The sequence below is a fragment of the Pseudomonadota bacterium genome (assembly GCA_018823285.1).
Lineage (GTDB): Bacteria > Desulfobacterota > Desulfobulbia > Desulfobulbales > JAGXFP01 > JAHJIQ01.
Genome location: JAHJIQ010000004.1, coordinates 1 through 26,385 on the forward strand (window position 1 = coordinate 1; position 26,385 = coordinate 26,385).

The following is a 26,385-nucleotide window of genomic DNA, read 5'->3' on the forward strand; positions in this document are numbered from 1 at the left end:
AGCTTTTCACCCTTCGGGCATAAGTTTCGTACGAGCAGGCAAGCTGCTCAACTCAGCTTTTCACCCTTCGGGCATAAGTTTCGTACGAGCAGGCAAGCTGCTCAACTCAGCTTTATAATAAATTTCAGGCAAAAATAATTGTAAAAAACGCTCTTCCGGAAACAACTTGGATTCGGGGCAGAAATCCTCGCCGAAGGTGAGAAGGATTCCCAGTTTTTTTATAGACAAATCGGGGGGTATTGATATATTGACGTGCATGAAAAAATTAAGCCCAACCAACAAGACGAAGTTCATTTTTGTGACCGGCGGAGTCCTCTCTTCTCTAGGAAAAGGGCTTGCCGCCGCAGCCATCGGCGCTCTCATGGAGTGTCGCGGTCTCACCGTGACCCTGCAGAAACTTGATCCGTATATCAATGTCGATCCGGGAACCATGAACCCTTTCCAGCACGGGGAGGTGTATGTCACTGACGATGGCGCCGAAACAGACCTTGATCTCGGCCATTACGAGAGATATACCTCGGCAGTACTCGGCCAGAAAAACAACTTCACCTCGGGTCGCATTTATCATTCGGTTATCACCAAGGAACGAAGGGGTGACTATCTGGGCGGCACCGTTCAGGTGATTCCCCATATCACCGACGAGATCAAGCAGGCGATCATGAAGCTTGATGGCGAGGCGGATGTGGTAATCATCGAGATCGGCGGGACCATCGGCGATATTGAAGGGCTGCCGTTTATCGAAGCGATCAGGCAGTTCCGGCTTGATGTCGGGAAGGAAAATTCAATTTTTATCCATGTGACCTGGGTGCCATACATCAAAACGGCGCATGAATTCAAAACCAAGCCCACCCAGCACAGTGTCAAGGAATTGCTGGCCATCGGAATCCAGCCCGATATTCTGCTCTGCCGGACTGAAGCTTTGCTCAGCAAAGAGTTGAAAGCAAAGATCTCGCTGTTCTGCAATGTGCCCACCGATGCGGTGATTACCGCCCAGGATGTGAAAAGTATATATGAAGTCCCGCTTTGTTTCAGCAAGGAGGGACTCGATAACAAGATTCTCGAACTTCTGAATGTCTGGACGGGTTCCCCGAAGCTTGATCAATGGGAAGAGCTGGTCAGAAAGATCCAGAATCCTTCAAAGAAAGTTGTGATCGGGATTATCGGCAAATATGTCGATCTTACCGAGTCGTATAAAAGCTTACATGAATCGCTTGTCCATGGCGGCATTGCCAATGATGCCCAGGTCGATCTTCGTTATGTGAGTGCTGAAGAGCTTGAGGAGAAGAATCCGGAAACTTTACTGGCCGGCTGCCAGGGCATTCTGGTGCCGGGCGGCTTCGGGCAGCGCGGGGTCGAGGGGAAGATCCGGGCCATTACCTACGCCCGGGAAAACAAGGTGCCGTTTTTCGGAATCTGTCTCGGGATGCAGCTGGCGGTGGTTGAGTTTTCCAGAAATATCCTGGGCTGGAAAGATGCCGACAGCGAGGAGTTCAACGACAAGACCAAGCACAATGTTATTTACTGGATGGATGAGTGGTTTGACTATCGCACCAATCAGGTCCAGAAACGAGACAGGTCATCTAATCTGGGCGGCACCCTGAGGCTTGGCGCCAATCCCTGCAAGCTGAAAGAGAATACCTTCGCCTCAGCGGCTTACGGGGTAAAGGAGATCTCGGAACGGCATCGCCACCGCTATGAGTTCAATCCGGCGTTTCGGGCGGAAATTGAGGCGGGCGGTCTTGTGATCAGCGGTGTTTCCCCTGATGATGCTCTGGTTGAAATCGTCGAGATTAAAGATCACCCCTGGTTTCTTGGCTGTCAGTTTCATCCGGAATTTAAATCACGGCCCAGAAACCCGCACCCGCTGTTCAGGGAGTTTATCAAGGCGTCACTCGGGTATGCCGGATAATCTTCAGGTTCCTGCTTGTTCTCCCCTTGTCTGAGATGATCCCTACTGGAGGTTCTGGTGGATAGAGTTGCAATAACAAAAGAGTTGGAGGTCGGCCCCGGTCGGCCTTTTTTGTTGATGGCCGGCCCCTGTGTGCTTGAGTCGGAGAAAATGGCTACCGAGGTGGCCACGACTCTTCGGGAGATCACCGGGCGGCTCGGGATCAATTATGTGTTCAAGGCCTCGTTTGACAAGGCGAACCGGACCTCTATTGACGCATATCGCGGGCCCGGTTTCGAGAAGGGTCTGGAAATCATGGCCAGGATCAGACAGACCGGAGTGCCGGTGATCTCTGATGTTCACGAAGTCTCGCAGGTTGCTCCGGCGGCCGAGGTCCTCGATGTTCTACAGATCCCCGCCTTTCTTTGCCGGCAGACTGATCTTTTGGTGGCGGCCGGTCAATCGGGCCGGGCGATCAGCCTGAAAAAGGGCCAGTTCCTCTCACCATGGGACATGCAACATGCGGTCAATAAAGTGAAATCGACGGGTAACAAGAACCTGATGCTCACCGAACGCGGGACCATGCTCGGGTACAATAATCTGGTGGTTGACATGCGTTCTTTTCCGGTGATGCGCGCACTGGGTTGCCCGGTGATCTATGACGCCACCCACAGTGTCCAGTTGCCGGGTGGAGCGGGCGGCAGTTCCGGCGGGCAGCGGGAATTCATCCCGCCTCTTGCCCGGGCGGCGGTTGCGGCAGGGATTGACGGCCTGTTCATGGAGGTCCATCCGGACCCCGACCAGGCCCTTTGCGATGGCCCGAATTCCTGGCCCCTGGCCGGGATGGAAGAACTTTTGAAAAGCCTGCTCGCTATCCATGCAGCCCGGGGCGATGATCAACACCTGCTCGGCGGTATCTAGATGACCGGCAATGGATGCGGATCAGGAGGTCCCGGGTATCCCTCAGATTGCGAGGTCACCCAGGGATTACGTGAAAGGGCCCGGGCCCGGGAATCTGTCGAAAAGCGCAGTTATGCCTGGAAAGCAAATCTTGAGCGTGCAGGCCGGATTAAAATGCTGATTCTTGATGTGGACGGAGTATTGACCGACGGCTCGATCATCTATACTCCGGACGGAGAAGAGATCAAGGCCTTCAGCACTCGGGATGGTCTTGGAATCAGGCTGGTCCAGAAGGCGGGAGTTGAGGTCGGGATCATCACCGCCCGCAGTTCGGCGGTCGTCAACAGAAGGGCCGAGAATCTGGGTATCACCAAAGTGATCCAGGGCGCCGGCAACAAACTTGAGAGTTTCAGAAAAATTATTGGCGAAAACTCTCTGGACCCTTCTCAGGTAGCCTATGTCGGTGACGACTGGCTCGATCTTCCGGTCCTGACCAGGGTCGGGCTTGCGGTCGCGGTGGCCGATTCGGCCCCGGAAGTGATTGATGCCGCCCATTATGTAACGGTGAACCCGGGCGGCCGGGGCGCAGTCCGGGAGGTTTGCAATCTGATTGTCGAGGCCCTCGGCAAACATCAGGAGCTCCTTAGAGAGTACAGACAGGATGAATCTTAACAGGAATCTGGTCTGGGTATTGCCATTGCTTCTCCTGATTGGAGCCCCTTTATGGTGGCAGCCGGTCGGTACCATCCTTGCCCCGAGGGGAGATTTCTCTGCCCCGCCACTACCATCCCAGGAGCAGCTGAAACGATTTGCCATGGAGGGGGTGACTCTCAGTCATTGCCGTGACGGCAAACATGAATTTACTTTAAACTCCGCCCGGGTGACTAGTAATGGAAACGACGACAGCCTCCAGTTACTTGAGGTCCGCGCTACAATCACCGGCACAAGTGATCCGACGATTATTACCAGCGGAGAGGCTTACTATCATACCGGACGAGAGATCTTGACCATGCTTGACCGGGTGAGGATTACCATGCCTGATCATCAGGAAATTCGGACTGAGGCTCTTCGCTACCTGGCCAAATATCGCAAGGTGAAAACAGCCGAAGATGTTTTTTTGAACGGCAGCGGTGTTGAAGTGCGAGGCAGCACAATGTTTTATGATCTGGTCAACGGAGCCTTGCGGGTCGGTGGCCGAGTTGTGGTGGATCTTCAGTGAAAAGCATGCCAGAGGTAAATGACTTTGAAAAATATTGATATCCGTGACCGGATTATTCTGGCACTGGATGTTGACAGCCCGGCGAAGGCGAAGGATCTGATTGCCCGGACGGAGTCGCATCTCGGGTTCTACAAGGTCGGGTTGCAGCTCTTTCTGGCGGGCGGGTTTGATATCGTCGACTGGATTGTTGATCGCGGCCACAAGGTCATGCTCGACCTGAAGCTGCACGATATTTCAGCAACGGTGGCTTTGGCGGTAGAGCAGCTTGCCGGGCACGGGGTTTATTTCGCCACCGTTCATGGGGAACCGCCGGTAGTCCGAGCAGCTGCGGCTGCCGCCGGGGACAGGGTCCGGATCCTGGCGGTCACGGTGCTGACCAGTCTGGGGGAGGACGACCTGCGGTCGGTCGGTATCACCATGCCGTTGCCCGAACTTGTCCGGTTCAGGGCCAGAGCGGCCCTAGAGGCCGGATGTTCCGGAGTGGTGGCTTCCGGTCACGAGGCGGCAATGCTGCGCAGGGAGCTCGGAGAGGATTTCTTCATCGTAACCCCTGGAATCAGGCAGGGGAACACTGTCATGAACGGCAGCGATGACCAGACCAGGATCATGACCGCCGGGGCCGCCATCGAAAACGGCGCCAATCATGTGGTGGTCGGACGTCCGATCAGCAAGGCGACTGATCCTGTTGCGGTTATTGAAGAGATGCAGAAAGGAATAGTCGAAGGTGTGTCCGGTTCTTGAGGCGTTTTTTTTCCAAAAGTTACCTGTTTTTTCCGGATTGATCGAGAACCGCCCCCAGCACATTCAATACTGCCCATCCGGACAGACTTAAACCCCACTATAAAACAAAGCGATAAAGAATCTGCAGGCAGAGAAGCGCGTAGATTCCGGCCATCAGGTCGTCGAGGACGATGCCGAGCCCGCCGTGGAACCGTTGGTCGAAGAAGTTGACCGGAAAGGGTTTGACGATATCGAAGAAACGGAACAGGAGAAAGGCGGCAAGCCAGGCAACAACGGTTGGCGGGGCATGGATCAGAGCGACCAGCATCCCGGCCACCTCATCGATGACAACCGCGCCGGGATCCGGCTTATCCATGATCTTTTCTGCCGACCCGGCTGTGAAGATGGCGACTATGATTATCCCGGCGAGAGAGAGCCAGTAGCCGGCAGGCGAAAGTGATGAAATGAGATAATGGATCGGAAACGCCAGCAGGGTTCCCCAGGTGCCGGGGGCAAAGGGTATCTTCCCGAGGCCCAGTCCGGTGGCTACCGCCATGAACAGACGGTCCATTATCCGTTCTCCGGCCGGAAGTCTTCGACCCTGGCGGCATAGACGGCCCGGTAAATTTCCTGCAGCGGCTTTCCTGTTTCCAATGCCACTCTGCGGCACTCTTCATACTCCGGATAGAGTCTTTTGCCTGCAGGCGTTTCAACCTCTTTCACCTTTAAATCACCCAGAGATGTTCTGATGGTCCCGAGCCTTCTTGGCAGGGTCATTCTCTGCTCGACCCGGAAGCGCAGTCCGATCGCCGTGGTCTCTGCAAGGATGGCTCGTTTGATAGCCTGGGAATTTTCCAGCCTGGAGAGAACCTGGAGCTGAAAGCCGGGCCTTCCCTTCTTCATCTGGATCGGGACCAGAATCACATCGAGAGCTCCCAACGAGAAGAGGGTTTCACAGAGCATCGGAAAACCTTCGGGGCTCCAGTCGTCCAGATTGGTTTCAATCACTTCAATTTCCTGGGCTTCGGCGGCGGATCGACTCTTGCCGATAACAAGCCGCAGCAGGTTTGGCCTGCCATCGGTAAGCTTGTGGCTGCCGCACCCATATCCTACTCTGTCGATGGACATCACCGGAAAGGGGCCGAAGGATGAGGTCATGGACTTGACCAGAGCGGCACCGGTAGGAGTCACCAGCTCCTGCTGCAGGGTGGTACCATAGACGGGTACATCTTTCAGTATCTCGCAGACTGCGGGAGCGGGCAAAGGCAGAAGGCCGTGCTGACAATTGACAAAACCAGATGGCATCGGCAACGGAGAACAGGCGACATTCTCAATACCGAGATAGTGCATTCCCAAAACGACTCCGACAATATCGATAATCGAATCAACGGCCCCGACCTCATGGAAATGGACTTCATCCTTTAAGCGGTCATGGATCTTTCCTTCGGCTGTTGCAAGGAGATCGAACACCTCGAGGACTTTTCTCCGAACAGATTCCGGCAGACCGCTTTGTGAAATGATATTTTTTATGGAGAGCATGTCCCGGGCCGGCTGCTCTTCGCCGCACTCGACATTCACTTTGACAGAGGATATGCCGTTGACTTTTTCTCTGGATATCCCGAGTTTGTAGCAGGTGATTTCAAGAGTTGAGAGCTGTTCTGCAAGTATATCCTGCGGAAAACCGCAATCAAGGAGCGCACCAAGGAACATGTCGCCGCTGATCCCGGCAAAGCAGTCAAGGTATGCGGTTTTTTCTCCGGTCATTTCAGCGGTTTTCCTCCGACGGTGCCTGGTTTCCGGCACGTTTTTCGAGGAGCAGCAGAAGCCGGTGCCGGTAAAGGATGCAGGGCAGGATAACAAGGAATGAAAGAAGCATCAATAGAGCAAGCTTCACATAGTTGCCGTTGTATATTTCCGCCCCCTGCAGGGAGAGCATCAGGGTGCCGGGCATTCTGCCGATGGCGGTAATGAAGAGAAAAGAGGGCAACGACATGATGCTCATGCCGAGCAGGTAAGAGAGGGAGTCTTTAGGGAACCCTGGGATAAGGAAAAGGACAAAGGGGATCAGGTAGTCGCTGCGAGAAACCAGATGGTTGAATTTCCGGTAAAAAGCGGTGTCTTTGATCCGTTTCGTTAAAAATTTCCGGAGCAGTCTGCCGACTCCGAAGGCCGCCGCAGAACCCATGGTCAGGCCGATTGATGAATAGAAAAATGCCGGGACGGCCCCGAAAAGATACCCGCCAAGCAGGCCGCTTGCTTCACCGGGGATCGGGGCAAAGACAACCTGCAGCACCTGGATCAGGATAAAGAAAAATGGAGCCCTTGGGCCATGGGACAGGATATCATCACGTAATGAATTGCTATAATCCTTGAAGTTGCGCAGGTAATCCAGGGTCCGGCCAAGGAGTCCCTCGTCACTGAAATAGATGGCCAGTAACAGGCCGAAAAGAATCAAAGCAACTGCGATTGGATATCGACGGAAGAGGGCTCTTCTCATCGGCGCGCTTTTCATCAACCCAGGACGGTGCCGGGTTTGATGGATCGACCCTGCAGGTAGGCGCCGGTGGTCATCCGTTTCGCCCCTTCAGCCTGGAGTTCCTCAGTCAGAAGATATTTTTCACCGGTGGCGATGAGCAGGCCGTCTTTATCTGCCCGGCAGATGGTGCCGGGTTTCTCGGTGGCCGCTCGGTCGACAACGGATGGCTTGAAAAGCCTGAGCCTTGTGCCCTCGATAAAGGTGTAGGCGGTGGGCCAGGGGTCGAGCCCACGGATCTGGCAGCTTAATGCAAAGGCCGGTCTGCGCCAGTCGATCAACCCCTGTTCTTTGGTGAGAGGGGGGGAAGAGGTCGCAAGGTGATGCGCCTGCACCTGCCGGACAAGCCTTCCCTCATGAAGTTTTGCCAGCGCCTCAAGGAGGGTTGCCCCGCCGATTTCGGCGAGTCTCCCGGCAAGACTTCCTGCCGTGTCCTCAGGGGTGATCCTGGTTTCTGCGGTGAGCAGAATGTCTCCGGTGTCCATCCCTTCATCCATCTGCATGATGGTGACCCCGGTAAAAGTGTCGCCGTTTAAGATCGCCCACTGGATCGGGGCCGCTCCACGGTAGGACGGGAGAATTGAGCCGTGGACGTTGATGGTTCCGTGGGGGGGCAGTTCAAGCAGTGATTTTGGCAGGATGCGGCCGTATGCTGCGACAATGAAGAGGTCGGGCCGGTACGCGGCAAGCTCCTCACGCCAGGCAGCGGTTTTTATGGCCGTGGGTTGCAGGACCGGCAAACCTTTCGCCAAAGCCAGTTCTTTGACCGGGGGGGCGGCAACTTTGCGGCCGCGGCCTTTGGGGCGATCGGGCTGGGTGACGACCGCCACAACCTCATCAGGTCCTGACAGGAGAGATTGAAGGGAAGGAACGGCGAACTCCGGCGTTCCCATAAAGATGATCCGGTAGGGTTCGTGTGCCATCTAGTCGGCAGCCTCTTCCTGCTCTTCCTGAAGGAGTTTCTTGAGTTTCTTTTTGTAGAGGCTTCTCTTCAAAGGGCTCAGATGGTCGAGGAAGAGTACGCCGTTCAAATGATCTATCTCGTGTTGAAGAACCCGGGCATGAAAATCTTCGGCTTCAATAGAGATCGGGTTGCCGTCGAGATCAAGGGCGTGGACTCTGATCATTTTTGCCCTCTTCACCTTGGCGCAGAGTTCAATGACGCTCAAGCAGCCTTCTTCACCAATCTCGGAACCGGCGGCTTCGATAATCTCAGGATTAATCAGTACGGTGAGGGCGGGTTCTTCTTCTGCCCGGGAGATATCGTAGACGAGAATCTGTTTTGTGACGCCGATCTGATTGGCGGCGAGGCCCACACCCGGAGCCTTGTACATGGTTTCAGCCATGTCGGCGGCCAAGGCCTTCAGCTCTTCACCAAATTCGGTGATCGGATGAGCCTTAACTCGCAAGACCGGATCCGGGAATGTATATATCTTTCTGACTGCCATTTTCTCCCGCCGAACTTTGTTAAAAAATAAAGCGCTATTTTCACCCTTCGGGCAAAAGTCTCGATGTCTCGCAAGCTCGCTTATCGGTAAGAGCAGACGAGCTGCTTAACTCAGCTTTATAGCATGTTTTCAGGATCAACGTCCACAGACAATTTGACGCCGGTCTTGGTGAGCCCGGCTGAACGCTCAAGCAAGGCGTTGCACAGGGCATGCAGTTCTTTGAAGCTGCTGCCTTTTAAAAGCACCTGCCAGCGGTGTCTGCCGTGTAATCTCGACAGGGGGGCGGGGGCCGGGCCGAGGACGTCGATTGGTTGATTCCGGCCTCCAAGTTTTCTGGCCTGCATGGCAATGTTTTTCGCTGTGCGCCGAACCGCCTCTTCGTTCTGCCCTTCAATCCGGAGGTTGATTAATCGCGAAAACGGCGGAAACTTCAGGGCCTCACGTTGTGCCATTTCTCTGTTGTAGAGAGAAATATAATCATGGACACGGGTTGTGCTGATGGAATAATGGTCCGGATCCATGGTCTGGATGATCACCCGGCCCGGTTTTTCGCCACGACCGGCCCGACCGGTGACCTGGGAAAGAAGCTGAAAGGTCCGCTCCCCGGAGCGGAAATCGGGAATGCCGAGTCCGGCATCGGCCCAGACCACGCCAACCAGGGTCACGTGGGGGAAATGATGCCCCTTGGTGATCATCTGGGTGCCGACCAGGATATCAATTTTCCGTTCGTGAAATCCTTTCAGAATGGAGATGAAGTCCTGCCTTCTGGCGGTGGTGTCGGTATCCAGTCTGGCGATACGGGCGGTCGGAAACAGTTTGACCAGCTCATCTTCAAGACGTTCGGTCCCGAAGCCGACCGGAAGAAGGGTTGTGGATTGGCAGTTTCCGCAAACGGTATTGCTGTGGGTGGAGTGGCCGCAATAATGGCAGATCAGCGACTGCCTGCCCCGATGCAGGGTGAGAGTGATCCGGCACTCCGGGCAGCGGACCGCCTGGCCGCAGTCCCTGCAGAGGACCATGTTGGCATACCCCCGCCGGTTGAGAAAAACAAGGCTCTGGTTGCCCTCTTTCAGGTTTTTCTTCAGGGCGGAGTTCAGTTCGCCGGAAAAAAGAGGCGGCCGCCCGGAGACGGTTTTGATCTTCTGCAGATCGATGATTTCGACATTCGGCAGGGCCCTTTCCTCCACCCTGTTTTTCATGGTGAGCAGAGTGTATTTGCCGGTTTCGGCGTTCCGATAACTGATGACCGAAGGGGTGGCCGAGCCGAGGATCACCGGGCAGCGGGCAAGGCTTGCCCGCATGATCGCAAGGTCGCGGCCGTTGTATCTGAGCCCGTCCTCCTGTTTGTAGGCGGTGTCATGTTCCTCATCAACAATGATCAGCCCTGGATTTTTTAAGGGGGCGAAAACCGCGGAGCGAGCTCCGATTACAATCGGCGCCTCGTCATTAGCGAGCCTCTGCCACTGGTCGAATCGCTGGCCCGCGGAGAGCCCGCTGTGCAGCAGACCGACCCGGTCGCCGAAGCGGGAGATGAAGTGGGCCTCAAGCTGGGTGGCCAGAGCAATTTCCGGGACCAGCACCATAACCGAGCGGCCCGCGGCCAGAACGGTTTCTGCCGCCCGAAGATAGACTTCGGTTTTGCCGCTGCCGGTGATCCCGTGGAGGAGAAACGGCGCGAATTTGCGGTCCTTGAGAGCCGGGGCAAGTTCGGCCAGGACTTCATCCTGTTCCGGGGTGAGATGGGTGGGTTTCGGGAAAAAGGCCGGTTGTTCCCCGAACGGGTCACGGTAGACAACCCTTTCAATCAGCTGTACGAGACTCTTTTCGGCCAGTGTCTTCAGGGCCTGCCTCGCGCCGCTGTAAGCGGTGGCAAGAGAGGCCCTGGCGACCGGGATGTTATTTTCTCCGGTCATCGTTCTGATGATCTCAATGGTTTTGAGCTCTGATTTTTTTAGTCCTTCAGGCAGCGGATCATCGTCCGGGACAGTCAGGGTCACGCAGATCTCAGTTCTGCTGCCGACACGAGCGTCGATGATGATCTCCTCGATGGAAACCAACCCTTCCTCCTGCCATTTTTCCAGCAGTCGACGGGAAGGGCTGGCGGACAGAACTTTCCGGGTCCGGGACGGTGAGAGATATCCCTGCGCGGTGAGGGACGCCGCCCACGATTCCGCCGCCGCTTCCCGGATTCTGGACTGCAGAGCCTCCGTCATGCCGGAGCAAACCGTAATCTGCCGACCGCTGCCGGTGGTGAGTCCGGAAGGAAGGGCGGCGCGGATGACCTCGCCGATCGGATATCGATAATACTCGGCAGTCCAGCGGAACAGTTCGACCATCGATTCGGGGAAGAGAGGGGATGCATCGAGCAGTTCGGTGATGGATTTTAATTTTGTCCCGGTTTCCGGCTCTCCTGCCGGACCAAGGACATAGCCGGTCACCTTCCTGCGACCCAGCGGGACCAGGACTCGGCAGCCCACGGCCGGGAGCGTTCCCCCGTCTTTTACCAGATAGGTCAGGGGCTTGTCGATTGGTGCGGCGACAGCTATTTCAAAAAGGGCTCTGGGCTGCGACATGTTGATTTATATTCAATAAATTCTCATAACGGCAATAAAAAATGGCGGACAGGAAGAATCTCAGGTCCGCCATCGTAAATACGCAAAGCAGGGGGCTTCTTTACAGATCCGTACACACCTCCTTGATGTGTTTCCGGAACTCTTTTCCGAGATCGGGATGGCGGAGGGCGAAGGCGATGATCGCCTTCAGATACCCAAGCTTGTCGCCTGCATCGAATCTGGTCCCCTTAAAGGCGTAGGCATACATGGGGCGCTTCTGGGAAAGGGCGAGCAGGGCATCGGTGAGCTGGATCTCGCCACCATGACCGGGGGCGGTTTTTTCCAGAAGATCAAAAATTTCCGGCTGCAGGATGTAGCGGCCGATGATCGCAAGATTTGAGGAGGTGGTGCCCGGTTTAGGTTTTTCGACCATCCGGTTGACACTATAGACTCCAGGCTTTATCTCTTCCCCTTCAACAATCCCGTACTGGTGGGTCTGGTCCATCGGGACCTTCTGGATGGCGACAATCGACTCCCCGTACTCATTGAACAGCCTCATCATCTGCTGGGTGCAGGGGACATCCGACAGGACCAGGTCATCCCCGAGCAGGACCACAAAAGGAGTGTTGCCGATGACTTTTCTGGTCGACCAGATGGCATGCCCGAGGCCAAGGGGTTTTTTCTGCCTGACCGAAACGATGTCGATCAGATTCGAGATGTGGCAGATCTCTTCGCAGAGCTGGTCCTTGTGCTTCTGTTTGAGGATGGTGTCCAGTTCGAAGTTGTAGTCGAAGTGGTTTTCGATGGCCGACTTTCCTTCACTGGTCACCAGAATAATCTCGTCAATGCCTGAGGCGACGACCTCCTCGACAATATACTGGATGGTCGGCCGGTCGACGATGGTCAGCATCTCTTTGGGGATGGCCTTGCTGGCGGGCAGAAAGCGGGTGCCGAGCCCTGCCACCGGAATAACGGCCTTGGATATTTCCATGTAAATTTTCTCCTGGTCGATTAAATATGAGCAGCATGTGGAACCGGAACTGCGTCAGGACAGTGTAGCTGCTATACTATGCCCCAAACCGGGCCAAATTGCCATTCACATTCAAAAAAATCAACCGGGCACCATGCACGAACTAGAAACCAGGATCAGCAGGGAAATAGCGGGAAACGGGATTGTCGGCAGGGGAGACCATCTGCTGGTTGCTGTTTCCGGCGGGGCGGATTCCATGGGACTGCTGCATCTTCTGGCCGCTCTCAAAGATGATCTTGAGCTGACTCTGACTGCGGCCTATGTCGATCATGGCCTGCGGCATGAAGAGACAAGGAGTGAGAAGCTCCTGGTTGAAGCCGCAGCGCGCGAACTCGGGTGTGGTTTTTCTACCGGGTCGATCCGGGTGCGGGAAATTGCCGATGAGAATGGTTGGTCCATCGAAGAGGCGGCCAGAAACCTGCGCTACGAATTTCTCGCTGAAGCTGCAGTCAAGCATGGGTGTGAGAAGATCGTGGTGGCCCATACCGCCGACGACCAGGCGGAAGAACTCCTGCTCCGGCTGATTCGAGGCACCGGGCGGAGCGGGCTTGCCGGCATGGCGACGGTGAACTACCGCACGGTGGTTCGCCCCCTCCTGACCACCACAAAAAATGAAATAGTGTCATATCTTGGTGAGCGCAATATTGCTTATCTTGAAGACAGTTCCAATGCTGAGCGTCAGTATCTAAGAAACCGGGTCCGGCTCGATCTGCTCCCCTATCTTGAAGAAAACTTCAACCCGGCGATCAGGGAGACCCTGTTGCGCACCGCAGAGATCCTCGGGGCTGAAGAGGCGCTTCTCGTCCGGCTGACCGGGGATCTCTGCCACAGGGCTGTCAGTCACCCAGGGGAGAATCAGCTTGCGGTTGACTGCGCAACCCTGGCCGGGGAAGCGCTGGCGTTGCAGCGAAGGGTGGTTGAGCAGGTGCTGGTGGAACTTTCTTCACCGGTTACCTTCCAACAGATCAGCAAGATTCTTGCGCTGGTCGCAGAGGGAAATGATGGCGCGGAGCTTCATCTGTCGGAAGGCTTGCGGGTGATCAGAAGAGGCGGGGCGGTGGATTTTTCCTATCCGGCCGGCCGGGCCAGACTGCGTGGCAGACTGGGAAGGGAAGCTCCGGATTTTATGGTGGAGATTCCGGGGCCGGGCCGCTGGCCGGTTCCCGAGCTGTCCGTTGAGATCGAGGTTCTGGTTCTCAAGGAACCGCCGGTTCGCGAAGCATTGCTTTCAGGGCGGGCTGATTATCTGGATATGCGCGGGTTTGATTTTCCGGTGCAGGTTCGATCACCACGGGCGGGGGACCGTTTCCGGCCACTCGGCGCGCCGGGGAGCAAAAAAGTGGCAGACTTTCTGTCCGACCATAAGATCCCACCGACAGACCGTTGCCGGATTCCGATACTGGTGAAAGATGAGACGATCCTCGCTCTGGTGGGGATCAGGATTGATGAGCGTTACCGGATTCTTGCCGACAGCGGTAAAGTGCTTAAGATAGAGTTGCGCCGAGTGTAAAAGCTCTTTACCGGAAGCTCATTTAATGGTAATTAAACTCCCTCTTGACCAAAGAGTTTATGGGCGGGTAGCTCAGTTGGATAGAGTGTCGGCCTCCGAAGCCGAAGGTCGTGGGTTCGAATCCCGTCCCGCCCACCATAAATTGAAAAGCCCCTGTCCTGGATAAAGGGCAGGGGCTTTTTTGCTGGCACGGAAGAGGGATGCGAACCCACGAAGTGGTTCGAGCCGAGCCGCTCGCGGCGAGACAACGCAGAAGCGAAGCGCCTGCGGCCCGAAGGGCGAGCGCGTGAGCGCGAGTAATCCCGTCCCGCCCACCAGATTAAACGAAAACCCGGTCGCTGTTGATGATCGGGTTTTTTTTATGTCTGCCGATATATGATCTGCTTTCAATGTTTGGATATTCTCGGCCTAATACTGTATATTTGCCGGATGCCACAAATTCCCGGTGACGGTTTTGTGGAGACTCGGGGTGGGGTTGAATCCATGGTCTGGTACAGGTGTGCCATTTGCCCCTGGGTAATCAACATTTTAAGAAAGTGAGTGAAAATCAATGAAGATCCTTCTGCCGGTAGTGACCATTGCGGCCCTGATCGTTGCTGGGGTTTGTGCCTATTATCTACCCGGTTTCGACCGGTGGCTTGTGGCCAACAACGCCCTCCTGAATTCTTTAAGCGTCCTCGGGGTGGTGGGATTGATTGTGTTTCTGTCGCTTTCCATTTCCTTCTTCGAAGCGTCCCAGGCCGGGCAGCGGAAGGACCGGGCAAATGCGCTCGGGTCCAGATTGGCGGTTCTGGCCGCTGAGCTGAATATGAATCATGACATCTGCACCAGAAGTTTTTCCGAGTTCTATTCAAAATATATCAGAACCAAAGGGCTGCCGGTTCCGGAAAGCCGTTTTCAGACCACGATTATCGAAAAAACAATTTCATCAGGAGACATCACCGAAACAGAGTTTCTCCTGCAGCTCTGGAATCTATACCGTTCTATGTCTCTCACCAACACCCTGCTGAACAATGCGGTCACCGTCAGGAACACTGGGCACATTGCGGATCCGGAGAACAAGGCCCTGAATGAAGGCAGAATTGTCCAGGTGGACAACAATGTCAAAGGCGCGATGTCGACAGCGTTACAGACAGAAAAGCTTTTCCCGGAAGTTATAAGCCGGGTTGAGTCGATCATGGAGACGATCAGGAAGTAAGGATTTATTTATCGAGGGTCAGGCGGCGTGCGATTCAGGGGTTTAAACAGAAACCTGCTGGTATGGCTTGATGCCATATTAACTTACCGAGTGGTTGATTATGAAATTATGGGTAACGCCGAACGGCGATAAATGGATCTGTGACGAGTGCCAGGAAGATTTCGAAGAAGAGATTGCCGCAGAGGGCTGGCGGGTCGCCTTCGAGGAGAAAGACAATGCCATGCTCCGCTGCTCGGTCTGCAAACATGGCGATGTAGAGATTTTTGATTAGATAAATCTCCCGTCTGGGCATGAATTCAGCGAGGTCTGTGAGAAGCTGTTGCCAGGGTCCGGATCACATTGTATGAAAAATATGGTAGAGAAGCACCGCTCCAACGATCGCCAGCGGGATTGAGGAGTAGAACCCGGCCCCGAAATGTTTTGGCTTTCCCCCCTCCTTGATAAATCCGACCGAGAACGCTTCTGAATAATCCGCTGTCCATTTGAGCCTTCGTTTAAAAGTCGCGCCTGATCTCCAGAAACACCCGGTCGTTATCACCGATGGCGGTGGCCGGCGGATCCCCGGATTCATAAAAAATACCGCCGATGGTCGCGCTCCAGTTGTCGGCAAAGTCCCAGGCCGCAGTCAGCCTTTCCACCGCGCCGCGCTCGGCACGATCGCCGAAGACCATCGCCAGGGCCGGTCATGGTGATTGTGTCGTTAAAGTTGTACGCGGAGTAAAACGGCAGGTCCAAGCCGGAGAAGAGGTCGAATGGCTCATCCCCGGCCAGGAGCGGGGCGGGCATGAGCAGCAGTCCCTCAAGAACCTTGTTCAAGACGGCGGGTAGTGAATGGATCTTCATTGACTGTCTCTTGATTGTATCTGACATTGCTGAACCACAGGATTGTCTTGTCCACTGTTTTTCCGCCCGGCTTGGTGGTCTCATGTGGATCTCGGTGGCGGTCCGGATTCCGTCGATCCGTTCCAGTTTCTTGACCTCGTAGTATCTGGCGGTCATGCCGTCATCGGGGAATTAGAGAGTAAAATAAATTTGACGAACGCTGGATTTCTATGGTGTGCTGATCATAGAATGAATATAGCATTCATGTCTGATAATAGTTATTGTTAAGAAAATGATTTCAAGTGATGAGCAATGCAACCGTTTTTGGGAGATGATTTGGATCCGCTAAAATGAGGAGGTTGTCATGAATAAGAAAAAAGAAACAGTAGAAGAAACTATGGCATGTGCCGCATACGCCGAAGCTGGAGAGCCTTGCCCCATCGGAACTGGTGAAAAGAAGAATTCCGGGCCGAAAGAGTCTGTCACCGAGACCATGGCCTGCAGTGCCTTTGCAGAGGCAGGTGAACCCTGTCCCATTGGCACTGGTGAAAAAAAGAGTGACGGGCCGAAAGAATCGGTAACTGATACCATGGCTTGTGCAGCGTATGCTGAAGCAGGAGAGCCTTGTCCCATCGGAGCAGGTAAAGACAAAAAATAATCTGCCGACCCATACCGGACCATGGTCGGTATAAGTTTTGATTATTCAGGGAGTCGCCTTTGGCGGCTCCTTTTTTATTGGATCAGTACCGGATAAAGGGCGACATCGGGGCCAATATAGCCCGATGTCGTCTATCCAGGTGATGATTCCAGGCGTACCCTGTTAAGCAAAGAGAAGATGTTTAACCCTTGCTTAAGAGGCAAAACCATGAAGAAAAAAATTGCAGCACTCATCATCACTCTGGCACTGGTTTTATCAACTTCCAGCTTTGCGCATGCGCGACATCGTGATGGACTTGAAGGATTATTGATCGGGGCTGGAAGCGGCGCGGTGATCGGCCAGGTGATCGGCCGGGATGCAGAAGGAATGATCGTCGGCTCGGTGATCGGAGGGACCCTGGGACTCATGCTCGGGATGGACAGAGAGCCTGCGGTGGTTTACGGGAGCCCTCGCCATGCGAGGCAGGTGAGAGCCGTCTATGAAAACCGATGGGACCGGCATCACCGGTGGGACAACAGAGGGCCGCACCGGCACGAACGGCGCTGGCGGCAGGAGCGCCGTCATTACAGAAGATAAAAAATAAAGTTTCTGGTAAATAAAAGGGGGTGAGGGTCCGGTCGGATCTTCATCCCTTTTATTTATGTTTCGGAGAGGCGGGTAGAGAAGATGCAGAAGAAGAATGAAAAGGAAAAAGGAATGACCGCCGAGGCTCTAAGTGACAGGGCGAAGCGGGAGCAGTCGTACCGTGAGCGGGCCCTGAAACTGTTCCCATGGGTGTGCGGTATCTGTTGCCGGGAGTTTTCCGGTAAGAAGTTGAAGGACCTCACCGTGCACCACAAGGACCATAATCACGACAACAACCCGCCCGACGGCAGCAACTGGGAGCTGCTCTGCATCTACTGCCACGACAATGTCCACTCCCGGACCGTCGGGGAGGGGCATGCCGGTGGTGGCGAAGAGAGCGATGCCGGTTCCGCTCACACCCACCAAGCCTTCGCCGGTCTGGCCGATCTGTTGAAAAACAGGAAGTGATCCTCTCTTGATTATGCGTAAACTGGCTTTCGGCTATTCCACTCGATGCAATATCAGATGTGAGCATTGTGTTGCCGCAGACGGGGGATCTGCCACCCGGACAATGGATCTTGGCAGGGCAAAAAAGCTCATTGTCGAGCTCGCCCGGGCGGATGTCGGCGGGATCAGTTTTTCTGCCGGTGAACCTTTTCTTTATCTTAACGAAATCTCGGAGCTTGTGAAGCTGTGCAGGGAACATGGCATCTATTCGAGGATCGTCACCAACAGTTTCTGGGCGAAGACCGAAGAATCCGCTGACGCCCTTGTTTCGCAACTGAAAGAAAACGGGGTGTGCCAATTGCGCTTGAGTTTCTCGCGCTGGCACCAGAAGCATGTGCGCCGGGAAAATGTGTTGCGGGCGGCGGAAAGCTGCCGGAAGTTCGGTCTGGAATATTTTGTCTCCTTCGTGACCGATTTTTCCACGGAGGACGATCCCCTTGAACGATTCCTGGGTGTACACGGTCTCAAGTTTTTCCCGGAAGCGGTGATCTATGCAGGTCGGGCCGAGTCGTTCCCGCGCAGGGAGATCAGGACCGATTACCAGGCGAATCGCTGCGACATGAACCCTTATCTGACCCCGGATCTTGATCTCTACGGGTGCTGCGATGCCGGGAGCCATTTCCCGCAAACCAACTTCTTCTATCTCGGCAACCTGAACGACAGCACCGTCGATGAACTCCTGACCAGGAGTGAAACCGACCGGTTGTACACTCTGATCCGGACCATGGGGCTCACCGCAATCGCATCTTACGCCGGAATGCCCGGCCGCGAGATCATCACCTACCGCAAATGTGAGCTGTGCCGGAAACTGTTCGATTCTCCTGAAACACTTGCCCGGCTGCGGACTGAAGTTGCGCAGCTGGCCGCATGGAGCCGCTGATGGACCTGATCATCAGCAACCTGTGCATTCCCGTGGAAGAAGACGGGCCGGAGGCCTATCTGCATGCCGCCGGACGGGAGGCATGCACTGCTGAAGGCGCGGTCATCAGGAAGATTCTCAGCAAGGCTATCGACCTGGGTGATCAGGAGCAGTTCTTTTACCGGATCGCCCTCGTGCTCTCTGTTCCCGACGGGTATGCCAATACCCGGAATTTTCCCATATACCGCGAACCTGTCCAGCCGGAGAGAAGCCCGGTAAAGAGTCCGGACCGGCCTCTCGTCGTCGGTTTCGGACCGGCCGGGATGTTTGCCGCGTTGGAACTGATCGACCGGGGGCTGCAACCGGTGATCTTTGAAAGGGGCAAGAAAATCGAGGAGCGTTCCGGCGATGTCAGCAGATTTATCACCGAGCGGCAGTTGAACCCCGAGTCAAATATCCAGTTCGGGGAAGGCGGGGCCGGGTCGTATTCTGACGGCAAGCTTTTTTCGAGAAGAAACCTGAATACCAGCTATGTCAGCCGGGTGCTGGACACCCTGATCAGATTCGGGGCTCCGGCGGAGATCGCTTACATCAGCAAACCCCATCTGGGAACGGATGTGCTGTGCCGGATCGTCCGGAATATCCGGAAACATGTTCTCGACCGGGGGGGGGAGATTCATTACGGCGCCAGGATGACCGATCTCCTGATCAGGGAAGGCGTGGCCGAAGGGATCATCATCAACGGGGAGAGGGAATATCTTTCTTCCGCCATCTTCCTTGCCCTGGGCCATTCCGCCCGGGATACCGTCGAGATGCTGCAGCGACGCGGGGTTGCCCTTGAGCAGAGAGCGATTGCGGTCGGGGTCCGGATCGAGCACCCGGTGGAGACCATCAATCTTCTCCGCTATGGCAATAAGTATAAAGATTTCAAAGGTTTGGGAGCTGCAAGCTATTCCCTGAATTATACCGATCGCACCCGCAAACGGGGAGTCTATACCTTCTGCATGTGTCCCGGGGGGGAGATCGTGAACGCATCATCGGAGCAGGGCATGCTGGTCCTGAACGGGATGAGCTATTCGCAGAGGTCGCAGCCGTTTTCCAATGGCGCCCTGGTAGTCAGCTGCCATCCGGGTGATTACGGCTCAGACAACCCGCTGGCCGGTTTTGCGTTCCAGAGGGACATCGAGCGCAAGGCCTTTCAAGCCGGAGGCGGGCGGTGGCATGTTCCCGCCCAGAACCTGCTCGACTTTCTGGAGGGGAAGAGCACCGTTGACCTGCCTGAAAACTCCTACAAAATGGGGGCCGTGCCCGCCGAGCTGAAGGATCTCTTTCCCGCCTTCGTGGTCGAACAGCTCATGGCCGCATTTCAGAGATGGAAAGTGGAGGTGCCCCTGTTTGTTTCCGGTCAGGCGATAGTTTTCGGGGCGGAAACAAGAACCTCTTCACCGGTCCGGATCAGTCGCAATGAAAGATTTGAATCGGTCAATACCAGAAATCTCTATCCGATCGGTGAAGGCTCGGGGTATACCGGCGGGATCACAAGTTCGGCCGCCGATGCCGTCAGGGCGGTCGAGGTATGCCTGCAAGGATAGGCATCAGGCCTCTTCCCCATCATCCGATTGCCCCTTCTGGTCTCCCGCCTGAAGCTGCCGGAAAAGTGTCACCGACATCCAGCCGATGGCCAGAACTCCGGCAAAAAGAGAGGCCCAGAGAATATATTTTTTCCAGGGCAGGCTGCGAGGTGACTTTAACCTCTCGCTGCCCGCGAGTACGTATTGGGGGCCGGGGGTGATCAGGTCCGGTTTGATCATCCCCGAGCCCTGCTGGTATTTCCGGAGCAGGGGGTCCACCTTGAAGTCGGGACGGGAAACGGCGCCTGAACCATAAGCGATCTGGAACGGTCCCGTGCCCTGGGCGAGAAAGATCAACCGATGGGGCTGCCAGCCGAATTCCAGCAACGGTGGATTGTTTGGCGCGGTTTCACTTTCATCATAGGTCAATAGCCAGAAGCGCGAGGCGCTTCCCCGGACGTTGATGGCCGAATTGTGGATGGCGGCGCCCTGGTACTCCAGATTGTAAAGCAGCCCGCGCCACTGCTCGCTGGTATTGTTTTTTTCGGCGGAAGGGCCGGAGAATAATTTTACCGCCGCCATCGAGTTCTTGTCCTGGAGCCGGATATTGATCCGGTCGGCCGGGAGAAAACCTCCCGTGTCGATCGTGTATTGGCCCGGTTTTCCTGAAAGGGGGGTTGCGGTCACTAACGTCCAGCGATAACCGGGCCGGTTGACGGTCTGGGTTGACTCGGCAAGCGCCCGCACCCCGGTCAGGGAAAGGGCTTCCTGGCTATGGGGCCAGCTCAAGCGCAGGTAGGCTTTGCCGGTTCCGGAGAGAGGGATTTTTTTCCGGTCGAGGCGGTAGGTTCCGTAGCCCAGCCTGGCGATGGTGCCGGTGGCGATTTTCTGCCAGCGGTTGAGATCGCTGCTCGCCTCAACAATGACCGAGCCCATGAAATCCGCCTGGTTGTCGGACCATTCCAGCTCAAGGGCGCTGACCGCCTTGCCTTTCAGACTGCTGCAGTCGATCAGGTAGGAAACGATCTTCTGGTCGACGAAGGACCGGCTGTCACCGTTTCCCGCCTTCACATCAACGATTGAGCCCTGCGCATTTTTTTCGACGTGGACGGTGATCTCGTCCGCGGAACTGCTTGCCGGGGCCATTACGGGGAAAAAGGGCAGCTGTTCCTCGATCGCATGCTGCCGTTGTGAACGAAGTTCCGGTTGGTAGAGGACATGGGGCACAACCGTCCCCGTGGCGTTAAAGATCCTGATGTCGTGCAGATCGGTGCCGGTGGCAGCCTTGTACACATCCAGCGGCAGATCGAATTCGTAGAAGGCGTTTCCTTCCGGGGCCTCAAGCACCATGCCGTAGGCGAACATCTCGGGAGTCGGCGGGGATGCAGCCGGCAACGGTCGCGGGGTGATCGTGAAGCTGACGATGGCGGCTACGGTAAATATCAGGGTTTTGTTCATGACGCTGCTTCCTCCTGTTTTAACGATCAGGCATAAGTTTCATACGTGCAGTTTCACTTCTCAACTTGAGCTACATCAGGGAGGGGGGCGAGATAGCCGATGACCAGGCAGATGACCCCGACTCCGAGAAAGGAGACGATCCGCTCCACCGTCCCGGTGTTGGCGAGGTCCAGGGTGAAGAGTTTCAATACCACGATGCCGACCAGCGCCGCGCCGACCATCCAGACGCTGCGGTGCGATTTCCGGCTGGCCCATTTCATCACCGCCAGGGCGGAAAGGGTCCAGAAGATCGACAGCGAGGTCTGGGTCAGGTCGGAGTGCATCATCTGATGGGAATTGAACGGGACCTTGCCCCAATAGTGAAGGGTCCGGATCAGGACAGCGTTCAGCCAGAAAAATATGAACGCTCCGCTCCCGACGATCAGCCGCCGCTGATTGATGGCGAACGGCTGGATATTCATCCGGGTCTGCAGAACGAGAATCCAGTAGACCACGGTGATCAGCACCATGATCTGGGTGAGGTCCAGGGGATTGAGAAATGGAATGTAGGGCAGGGGCCAGGGATTTCCCTTGCTGGCGATGTTTGTCAGTATTGAACCCGCGGAAAGATAGAGGAAAACCAAACCCATGGCGTGATAGAGATACGTTTCCCGATAGGCCGATACCGGCCAGGGGAGAGAACCATGGCAACGGGTCAGGAGCATCAGATAGAAGGTCGGGATCAGGGCCAGGGTCACCAGCGGCCAGATTCCGGGGCCGTGGACCAGATGGTCCGTCCACCAGCAGGCTTCCCAGGACAACAGGAAGATGAGGAGGAGTATGGTGGCCGGGTGAACTATTTTCAATAAACGGATGTCGCAATGTTCCCGGTCGAGATACAGCAGGGTGTACTGGGTGGCGAAGGCAAGCGGCCAGAGAAGATAACCGAAATGGATGGAAGGGCGCGAAAAAAACTCGACCATCCAGAAACCGGCGGCCAGAATCATCACCGGCAGGAGGCTTTTGTAAACATGCCTGAGGTCGGTCCACAAAAATTTCTCTGCGGCCATAAAACTTGCAAGGGTTGAGGAAGACCAGAAGGCGAGGACGACCGCCGGTTTGTATTTGTGCCAGACAAAAATGTCGATCTCATGGATCCCGGCCCCGAACCACCAGAGCAGCGCCCAGCAAAGCAGGAGGCGGCTTTCCATGAGGGCGGTTTTGATCCGTGAGTCACTCCGGTACAGACAGATACTGCTGAAAAAAGCGCCCGCCGCAACAGCAAGACAACCCAGATAGAACCCGTTGATTACCGCCATGGCACCGGTGGGGCCGTTCATTGCGCTCAGGAACGAGAAGCCGGCCAGAAGCTGCAGGAGAATCCCGAAGATCCGGGCAATCTGCCGGTCCTGGCGGATGGCGATCCAGATCACCGCCGATCCTTCCAGGGCCCAGGCTGCGGCGGTCCAGCGGCCATCGAGAGCGAGTGGGATGGCGATGGTCCCGAAGACCACGCCCAGGGCCATGAAGGATTCGATCATGGTCCGCATCGCCGCGTTGCCTTTCCTGAAGACCAGCCAGGCGAGCGAGGCGTAGAGCCCACCCATGCCGAGGGCGGACCAGGCCAACCCGTATTCGTATGGTTTGACCAGCGCCGTCTGCAGGCCGAAGCAGATGATCGGAGTGCCGAAGACCATTGTGCAGTCGATATACCCCTTGTGCTGCAGGGGCTGGTTCCTCGCAAAGAGGAGGCCTAAGGCAACATAGAAACAGAAGAAAAGGACCAGGAAAGGTTCAGTGGTGGCAAAGAGTTCCGGCTGAAAGGAGCGGCTTCCCCAGAGGGCACCGATCACAAAGGTGAAGACAAAGCCGACCAGATTCAGTTCCCGCCAGGACTTGAACCAGGCGACGAGCACAATGCCACCGTTCAGGAGGGCATAATAGCTGAAAAGGACCACATGGCTGCCGCCGCCCGTGGAAGTAAGGACCGGGGCGAGAAAGCCGCCGATGATGCCGATCACCGCCAGAGAACGGGCGTTCTGGATGATCGCCAGGGTGCCGGAGAAAAACGGCAGGGCAACGAGCAAAACCAGGGCCAGCCAGATCGGGATCAGGGCATAGAGTTTCAGGGCCGCGAAGGTGGTCAGGTAGAGGACGCCGACTCCGCCCCCCTGCAGAATGAGAGCGTAGGTTGTTTTGCTGTGCCGCAGCCGCCAGCCGATGATCAGCATGGCAATGCCGCCAAGGCAGATGGAGGCGAGCCGAAACTCGATCGGGATCATGTTCCGTTCCACTGAATATTTGAGCAGAAAGCCGACCCCGAAGAAGAGGACAATCACTCCGACCCGCACCACCACATTGCCGCCGGTGAAATATGAAGTGATAATATCCAGCCATTCAATCTGGTGGGCCCGGTCTTTTTCTGTTGTTGCCGGAGAGGGCGCCTTCTTCCCGGTTGCTGCAGGTTGGGCGGGCGCTTGGGTGCGGATGGCAGCGGGTAGAGGTTTTTGCCGGATACTGAGATCGCCCTCAATTTCAAACTCAAGTTCCGGTTGAGAGACAGCAGGTTTCGGCGAAACTGCAGGAGGTGCGATTTTTTGCGCAACAGTTTTTCTTTCTGTTGCGGTGCGGAATTTCTTTTCCAGGGTGGCGACCCGGTCCTGAAGAAGCAGAATATTGGTAATGAGGTAGGCGATCATGCCGCCGCCAATGCCGCCGATAAGCCAGGTTTCCCTGCTGGAAAAAATTGCAATTCCGATCACCATGCCGATCAAGATGGAAACAATGGACATCCTTCTCCCCCCTCGTTGTGGATGAATACGCGGTAATGATTTTGCCGGACTTTTTTGCAGGGCAAGTCAACCGACGGGTATCCGTCAGAAGTTGTTTTAACACATAATATGCACAGGGATAATGAAAATTTCTCGAAACTCTGCTGCCGTTTAGAGGTGAACAGGCGTGGGATTTGGCGTGAGAAATCGTAAGCGAAAACCGGCGGAACGGGAAATGATGGGGAGTCCGGAGAAATAAGGAGGGGCCAGGGACGGAGAAAGCACAAATCCGGCGCCAACCCATCCTGAATTCAGAATGAGGTCAGGGCAGTTCCGGGAATAAAATATATTTAAGTGCTTCAATTCCTGTAGGGATCTGTAATAGAATGGAAGTCCGGTGGACCTCCCTGACACCTGAAATGCATAATGGTAAACAGATTGATGAATGACACGGTCCTTATCGTTGAAGACAATCCGGTCAATGCCACCCTGCTGACCAATCAGTTGCAGGGGCAGGGTTTTGCCACGGAGGTGTGCTATTCCGGGGAGGAGTGTCTCGAGCGGGTCGGGCGCGAGGAATTTGCTCTGGTCCTGCTTGATATCATGATGCCGGGAATCTCGGGCCTGGAAGTTTTACCCCGGCTGCGGGAGCGTTTTCCGCCGGTGGAACTGCCGGTGATCATGGTCACTTCAGTGGACAATGACGACAAGATCGTCGAGGCATTAGGTCTTGGCGCCAACGACTATATCGTCAAGCCGGTCAATATCGATATTGCCGTGGCCCGGATATCAAGCCTGTTGACCGCCAGGGCCTATCACCTGAAAAGTCTTGAGCTGCAAAGGCTTGAGGCGATCCGGGCGATGGTCATCACCTATAATCATGAGATCAACAACCCGATGACCGTGGCCATGGCCGAGGTTCGGCTGGCGGCCAAAAGCGGCGATACCAAGAATCTTGATCGTGCCATTGGCGCCCTTGAGAGGATCACCGCGATTGTCAGAAAGATCCGGGAGCTGACCGAGGGTGAGGTTGAGATTACGGATTATCTGGGCGAAAAGATGGTGAAGCTTTGAGCATGCAAAATGAAGCGCATTCGACAGAATTTTGAACTGGAGCAGGGAATGGAGAAGAAGATTCTGATTGTTGAAGATAATCCGGTCAATGCCGTCCAGCTGTCGGACCAGCTGCGGAAAAGAGGTTTTATCACCGAGGTCTGCGGATCCGGTGAAGAGTGTCTCGAACTCCTGGAGGTCAACAGATATGCTTTGGTCCTGCTCGATATCATGATGCCGGGGATTTCCGGGCTCGAAGTGCTGCCTCTGCTGCGCAAGAAATTTCAGCCGGTGGAGTTGCCGGTGATCATGGTCACGATCGTCGATGATGACCGGAAAATAGTAGAGGCCCTTGGTCTCGGGGCAAACGATTATCTTGTGAAGCCGGTCAAAATTGAGGTTGCGGTGGCCAGGATCAACAGTCAGCTGAACGCCAGCGCCTACCACCTCAGAAATCTTGATCTGCAAAGGCTTGAGGCGACCAAAGCGATGGTCATCACCTACAATCACGAGATCAATAATCCGCTGACCGTGGCGATGACCGAAGTTGCAGTGGCGCGGAAGAGGGGGGATGCTGTAAATCTGGACCGGATCTATGAGTCCTTAGAGAAGATCACCGGGATTGTGAAAAAGATCCGGGAGCTGACCGAGGGTGAGGTCGAGATTAAGGATTATCTGGGCGGGAAGATGGTGAAGTTGCAGTGATTACTCTCTGGTGCCCGGTATGACCAAATACGAATACTATGTCGTTGAAAGTTCTTTCGTGGCGCGCGTCGGGCTTGGGACAACGGAGCGGCTTATGCCTGACGGCTCCTGGGAGGACTATCCTGACCGATGGGAAGTCTTGACCAGCGGGCGTCTGCTTGAGAGTGAGGAGCAGGCATCGGCAAAGGCCCGGCAGCTTTTTGAACTCTCCGACAAGCGGGACGCTGAGGATCGGAAATAAAGCCGGTCAGGGTGTCTGTCCTGAGTCTCTGCTGTATAATCTATTGATAGTATTGGTTCTCAACTTTCTGAGTTTGGATAATCTTCCGATAATAAAAGGGTTTTGGCGATTTGTTCGAGCCTTTGTTCCACAAGAAGCCAGAAGCCAGGAGTCAGAAGCCAGGAGAAAAGCTTTAAAATCAGTCATTCTGGCTCCTGGC

Annotated in this window: 26 protein-coding genes, 1 tRNA gene and 1 other RNA gene; 18 read left to right on the forward strand and 10 right to left on the reverse strand. The window is 55.4% G+C overall.

From position 1 onward, the window contains the following. Window positions 1–256 precede the first annotated feature (256 nt). The 5 genes from KKG35_01480 to pyrF all read left to right on the forward strand — a co-directional run bounded on the left by KKG35_01480 (window position 257) and on the right by pyrF (window position 4,748). Window positions 257–1,909 carry a CTP synthase gene (locus KKG35_01480; GenBank protein ID MBU1736790.1) on the forward strand — a complete coding sequence of 551 codons (1,653 nt, stop codon included), beginning with the start codon at window positions 257–259 and terminating at the stop codon, window positions 1,907–1,909. 72 nt (window positions 1,910–1,981) lie between these two features. Further along, window positions 1,982–2,809, forward strand: coding sequence for a 3-deoxy-8-phosphooctulonate synthase (gene kdsA, locus KKG35_01485; protein ID MBU1736791.1), 828 nt, complete (start codon window positions 1,982–1,984; stop codon window positions 2,807–2,809). Continuing rightward, a complete protein-coding gene (locus KKG35_01490; protein MBU1736792.1) occupies window positions 2,810–3,460 on the forward strand; it encodes an HAD-IIIA family hydrolase in 651 nt (216 codons plus the stop codon). Beyond that, window positions 3,450–4,007: an LPS export ABC transporter periplasmic protein LptC gene (lptC, locus tag KKG35_01495; protein MBU1736793.1), complete on the forward strand. Its 558-nt coding sequence runs from the start codon at window positions 3,450–3,452 to the stop codon at window positions 4,005–4,007. Before KKG35_01490 ends, lptC begins: the two co-directional genes overlap by 11 nt. A gap of 18 nt (window positions 4,008–4,025) precedes the next feature. After that, window positions 4,026–4,748, forward strand: coding sequence for an orotidine-5'-phosphate decarboxylase (pyrF, locus tag KKG35_01500; protein MBU1736794.1), 723 nt, complete (start codon window positions 4,026–4,028; stop codon window positions 4,746–4,748). A gap of 97 nt (window positions 4,749–4,845) precedes the next feature. Here the strand turns inward: pyrF and KKG35_01505 are convergent, their stop codons facing one another. The 7 genes from KKG35_01505 to galU all read right to left on the reverse strand — a co-directional run bounded on the left by KKG35_01505 (window position 4,846) and on the right by galU (window position 12,251). Continuing rightward, window positions 4,846–5,298: a phosphatidylglycerophosphatase A gene (locus KKG35_01505; protein MBU1736795.1), complete on the reverse strand. Its 453-nt coding sequence runs from the start codon at window positions 5,296–5,298 to the stop codon at window positions 4,846–4,848. Continuing rightward, entirely contained in the window at window positions 5,298–6,491 is a 1,194-nt protein-coding gene (larC, locus tag KKG35_01510) for a nickel pincer cofactor biosynthesis protein LarC (GenBank protein MBU1736796.1), read from the reverse strand. The genes KKG35_01505 and larC overlap by 1 nt, the downstream gene beginning before the upstream one ends. Window position 6,492: 1 nt before the next feature. Then, the gene (locus KKG35_01515) at window positions 6,493–7,224 is read right to left on the reverse strand and encodes a TVP38/TMEM64 family protein (protein MBU1736797.1); all 732 of its coding nucleotides are present in this window, start codon (window positions 7,222–7,224) and stop codon (window positions 6,493–6,495) included. A 14-nt stretch (window positions 7,225–7,238) separates the two neighbouring features. After that, window positions 7,239–8,183, reverse strand: coding sequence for a methionyl-tRNA formyltransferase (gene fmt, locus KKG35_01520; GenBank protein ID MBU1736798.1), 945 nt, complete (start codon window positions 8,181–8,183; stop codon window positions 7,239–7,241). Continuing rightward, a complete protein-coding gene (gene def / locus KKG35_01525) occupies window positions 8,184–8,708 on the reverse strand; it encodes a peptide deformylase (protein MBU1736799.1) in 525 nt (174 codons plus the stop codon). It abuts the gene before it with no gap. Window positions 8,709–8,824: 116 nt separating this feature from the next. Further along, window positions 8,825–11,281: a primosomal protein N' gene (gene priA / locus KKG35_01530; GenBank protein ID MBU1736800.1), complete on the reverse strand. Its 2,457-nt coding sequence runs from the start codon at window positions 11,279–11,281 to the stop codon at window positions 8,825–8,827. A gap of 100 nt (window positions 11,282–11,381) precedes the next feature. Continuing rightward, window positions 11,382–12,251, reverse strand: coding sequence for a UTP--glucose-1-phosphate uridylyltransferase GalU (gene galU, locus KKG35_01535; protein MBU1736801.1), 870 nt, complete (start codon window positions 12,249–12,251; stop codon window positions 11,382–11,384). A gap of 133 nt (window positions 12,252–12,384) precedes the next feature. Here galU and tilS point away from each other — a divergent pair, with 133 nt between their 5' ends. The 5 genes from tilS (at window position 12,385) to KKG35_01560 (ending at window position 15,269) form a co-directional block, all read left to right on the forward strand. Then, entirely contained in the window at window positions 12,385–13,800 is a 1,416-nt protein-coding gene (gene tilS, locus KKG35_01540; GenBank protein MBU1736802.1) for a tRNA lysidine(34) synthetase TilS, read from the forward strand. A 61-nt stretch (window positions 13,801–13,861) separates the two neighbouring features. Continuing rightward, a tRNA-Arg gene (locus KKG35_01545) sits at window positions 13,862–13,938 on the forward strand. A 39-nt stretch (window positions 13,939–13,977) separates the two neighbouring features. Then, window positions 13,978–14,117, forward strand: a non-coding RNA gene (locus tag KKG35_01550) — RtT sRNA. A 233-nt stretch (window positions 14,118–14,350) separates the two neighbouring features. Beyond that, the gene (locus tag KKG35_01555; GenBank protein MBU1736803.1) at window positions 14,351–14,998 is read left to right on the forward strand and encodes a hypothetical protein; all 648 of its coding nucleotides are present in this window, start codon (window positions 14,351–14,353) and stop codon (window positions 14,996–14,998) included. A gap of 100 nt (window positions 14,999–15,098) precedes the next feature. Then, the gene (locus KKG35_01560) at window positions 15,099–15,269 is read left to right on the forward strand and encodes a hypothetical protein (GenBank protein MBU1736804.1); all 171 of its coding nucleotides are present in this window, start codon (window positions 15,099–15,101) and stop codon (window positions 15,267–15,269) included. 223 nt (window positions 15,270–15,492) lie between these two features. On the opposite strand, the gene KKG35_01565 is transcribed toward KKG35_01560, so the two are convergent. Further along, window positions 15,493–15,669, reverse strand: a complete 177-nt coding sequence (locus tag KKG35_01565) for a hypothetical protein (protein MBU1736805.1) — start codon at window positions 15,667–15,669, stop codon at window positions 15,493–15,495. Between the two features lie 515 nt (window positions 15,670–16,184). Here KKG35_01565 and KKG35_01570 point away from each other — a divergent pair. From KKG35_01570 to KKG35_01590, 5 genes are all read left to right on the forward strand, one after another. Further along, on the forward strand, window positions 16,185–16,478 hold the full coding sequence (locus KKG35_01570; GenBank protein ID MBU1736806.1) for a hypothetical protein: 294 nt from the start codon (window positions 16,185–16,187) through the stop codon (window positions 16,476–16,478). Window positions 16,479–16,685: 207 nt separating this feature from the next. Beyond that, complete coding sequence (locus KKG35_01575) at window positions 16,686–17,054, forward strand: glycine zipper family protein (GenBank protein ID MBU1736807.1); 369 nt, start codon at window positions 16,686–16,688, stop codon at window positions 17,052–17,054. A 120-nt stretch (window positions 17,055–17,174) separates the two neighbouring features. Further along, window positions 17,175–17,510 carry a YajD family HNH nuclease gene (locus KKG35_01580; protein ID MBU1736808.1) on the forward strand — a complete coding sequence of 112 codons (336 nt, stop codon included), beginning with the start codon at window positions 17,175–17,177 and terminating at the stop codon, window positions 17,508–17,510. Window positions 17,511–17,523: 13 nt separating this feature from the next. After that, window positions 17,524–18,429: a radical SAM protein gene (locus tag KKG35_01585; protein MBU1736809.1), complete on the forward strand. Its 906-nt coding sequence runs from the start codon at window positions 17,524–17,526 to the stop codon at window positions 18,427–18,429. Continuing rightward, on the forward strand, window positions 18,429–20,000 hold the full coding sequence (locus KKG35_01590; GenBank protein ID MBU1736810.1) for a dehydrogenase: 1,572 nt from the start codon (window positions 18,429–18,431) through the stop codon (window positions 19,998–20,000). The genes KKG35_01585 and KKG35_01590 overlap by 1 nt, the downstream gene beginning before the upstream one ends. A 3-nt stretch (window positions 20,001–20,003) precedes the next feature. On the opposite strand, the gene KKG35_01595 is transcribed toward KKG35_01590, so the two are convergent. Together KKG35_01595 and KKG35_01600 are read right to left on the reverse strand one after the other, a co-directional pair. Further along, entirely contained in the window at window positions 20,004–21,437 is a 1,434-nt protein-coding gene (locus KKG35_01595) for a DUF3999 domain-containing protein (protein ID MBU1736811.1), read from the reverse strand. A 53-nt stretch (window positions 21,438–21,490) separates the two neighbouring features. Continuing rightward, window positions 21,491–24,208, reverse strand: coding sequence for a DUF2339 domain-containing protein (locus tag KKG35_01600; GenBank protein ID MBU1736812.1), 2,718 nt, complete (start codon window positions 24,206–24,208; stop codon window positions 21,491–21,493). Between the two features lie 405 nt (window positions 24,209–24,613). Here KKG35_01600 and KKG35_01605 point away from each other — a divergent pair, with 405 nt between their 5' ends. From KKG35_01605 to KKG35_01615, 3 genes are read left to right on the forward strand one after another with little or no spacing between them, the layout of a single operon-like run. Continuing rightward, window positions 24,614–25,261: a response regulator gene (locus KKG35_01605; GenBank protein MBU1736813.1), complete on the forward strand. Its 648-nt coding sequence runs from the start codon at window positions 24,614–24,616 to the stop codon at window positions 25,259–25,261. Window positions 25,262–25,270: 9 nt separating this feature from the next. Further along, window positions 25,271–25,945, forward strand: coding sequence for a response regulator (locus KKG35_01610; GenBank protein MBU1736814.1), 675 nt, complete (start codon window positions 25,271–25,273; stop codon window positions 25,943–25,945). Window positions 25,946–25,964: 19 nt separating this feature from the next. Then, complete coding sequence (locus KKG35_01615) at window positions 25,965–26,186, forward strand: hypothetical protein (GenBank protein MBU1736815.1); 222 nt, start codon at window positions 25,965–25,967, stop codon at window positions 26,184–26,186. The last annotated feature ends 199 nt before the right edge of the window (window positions 26,187–26,385 follow it).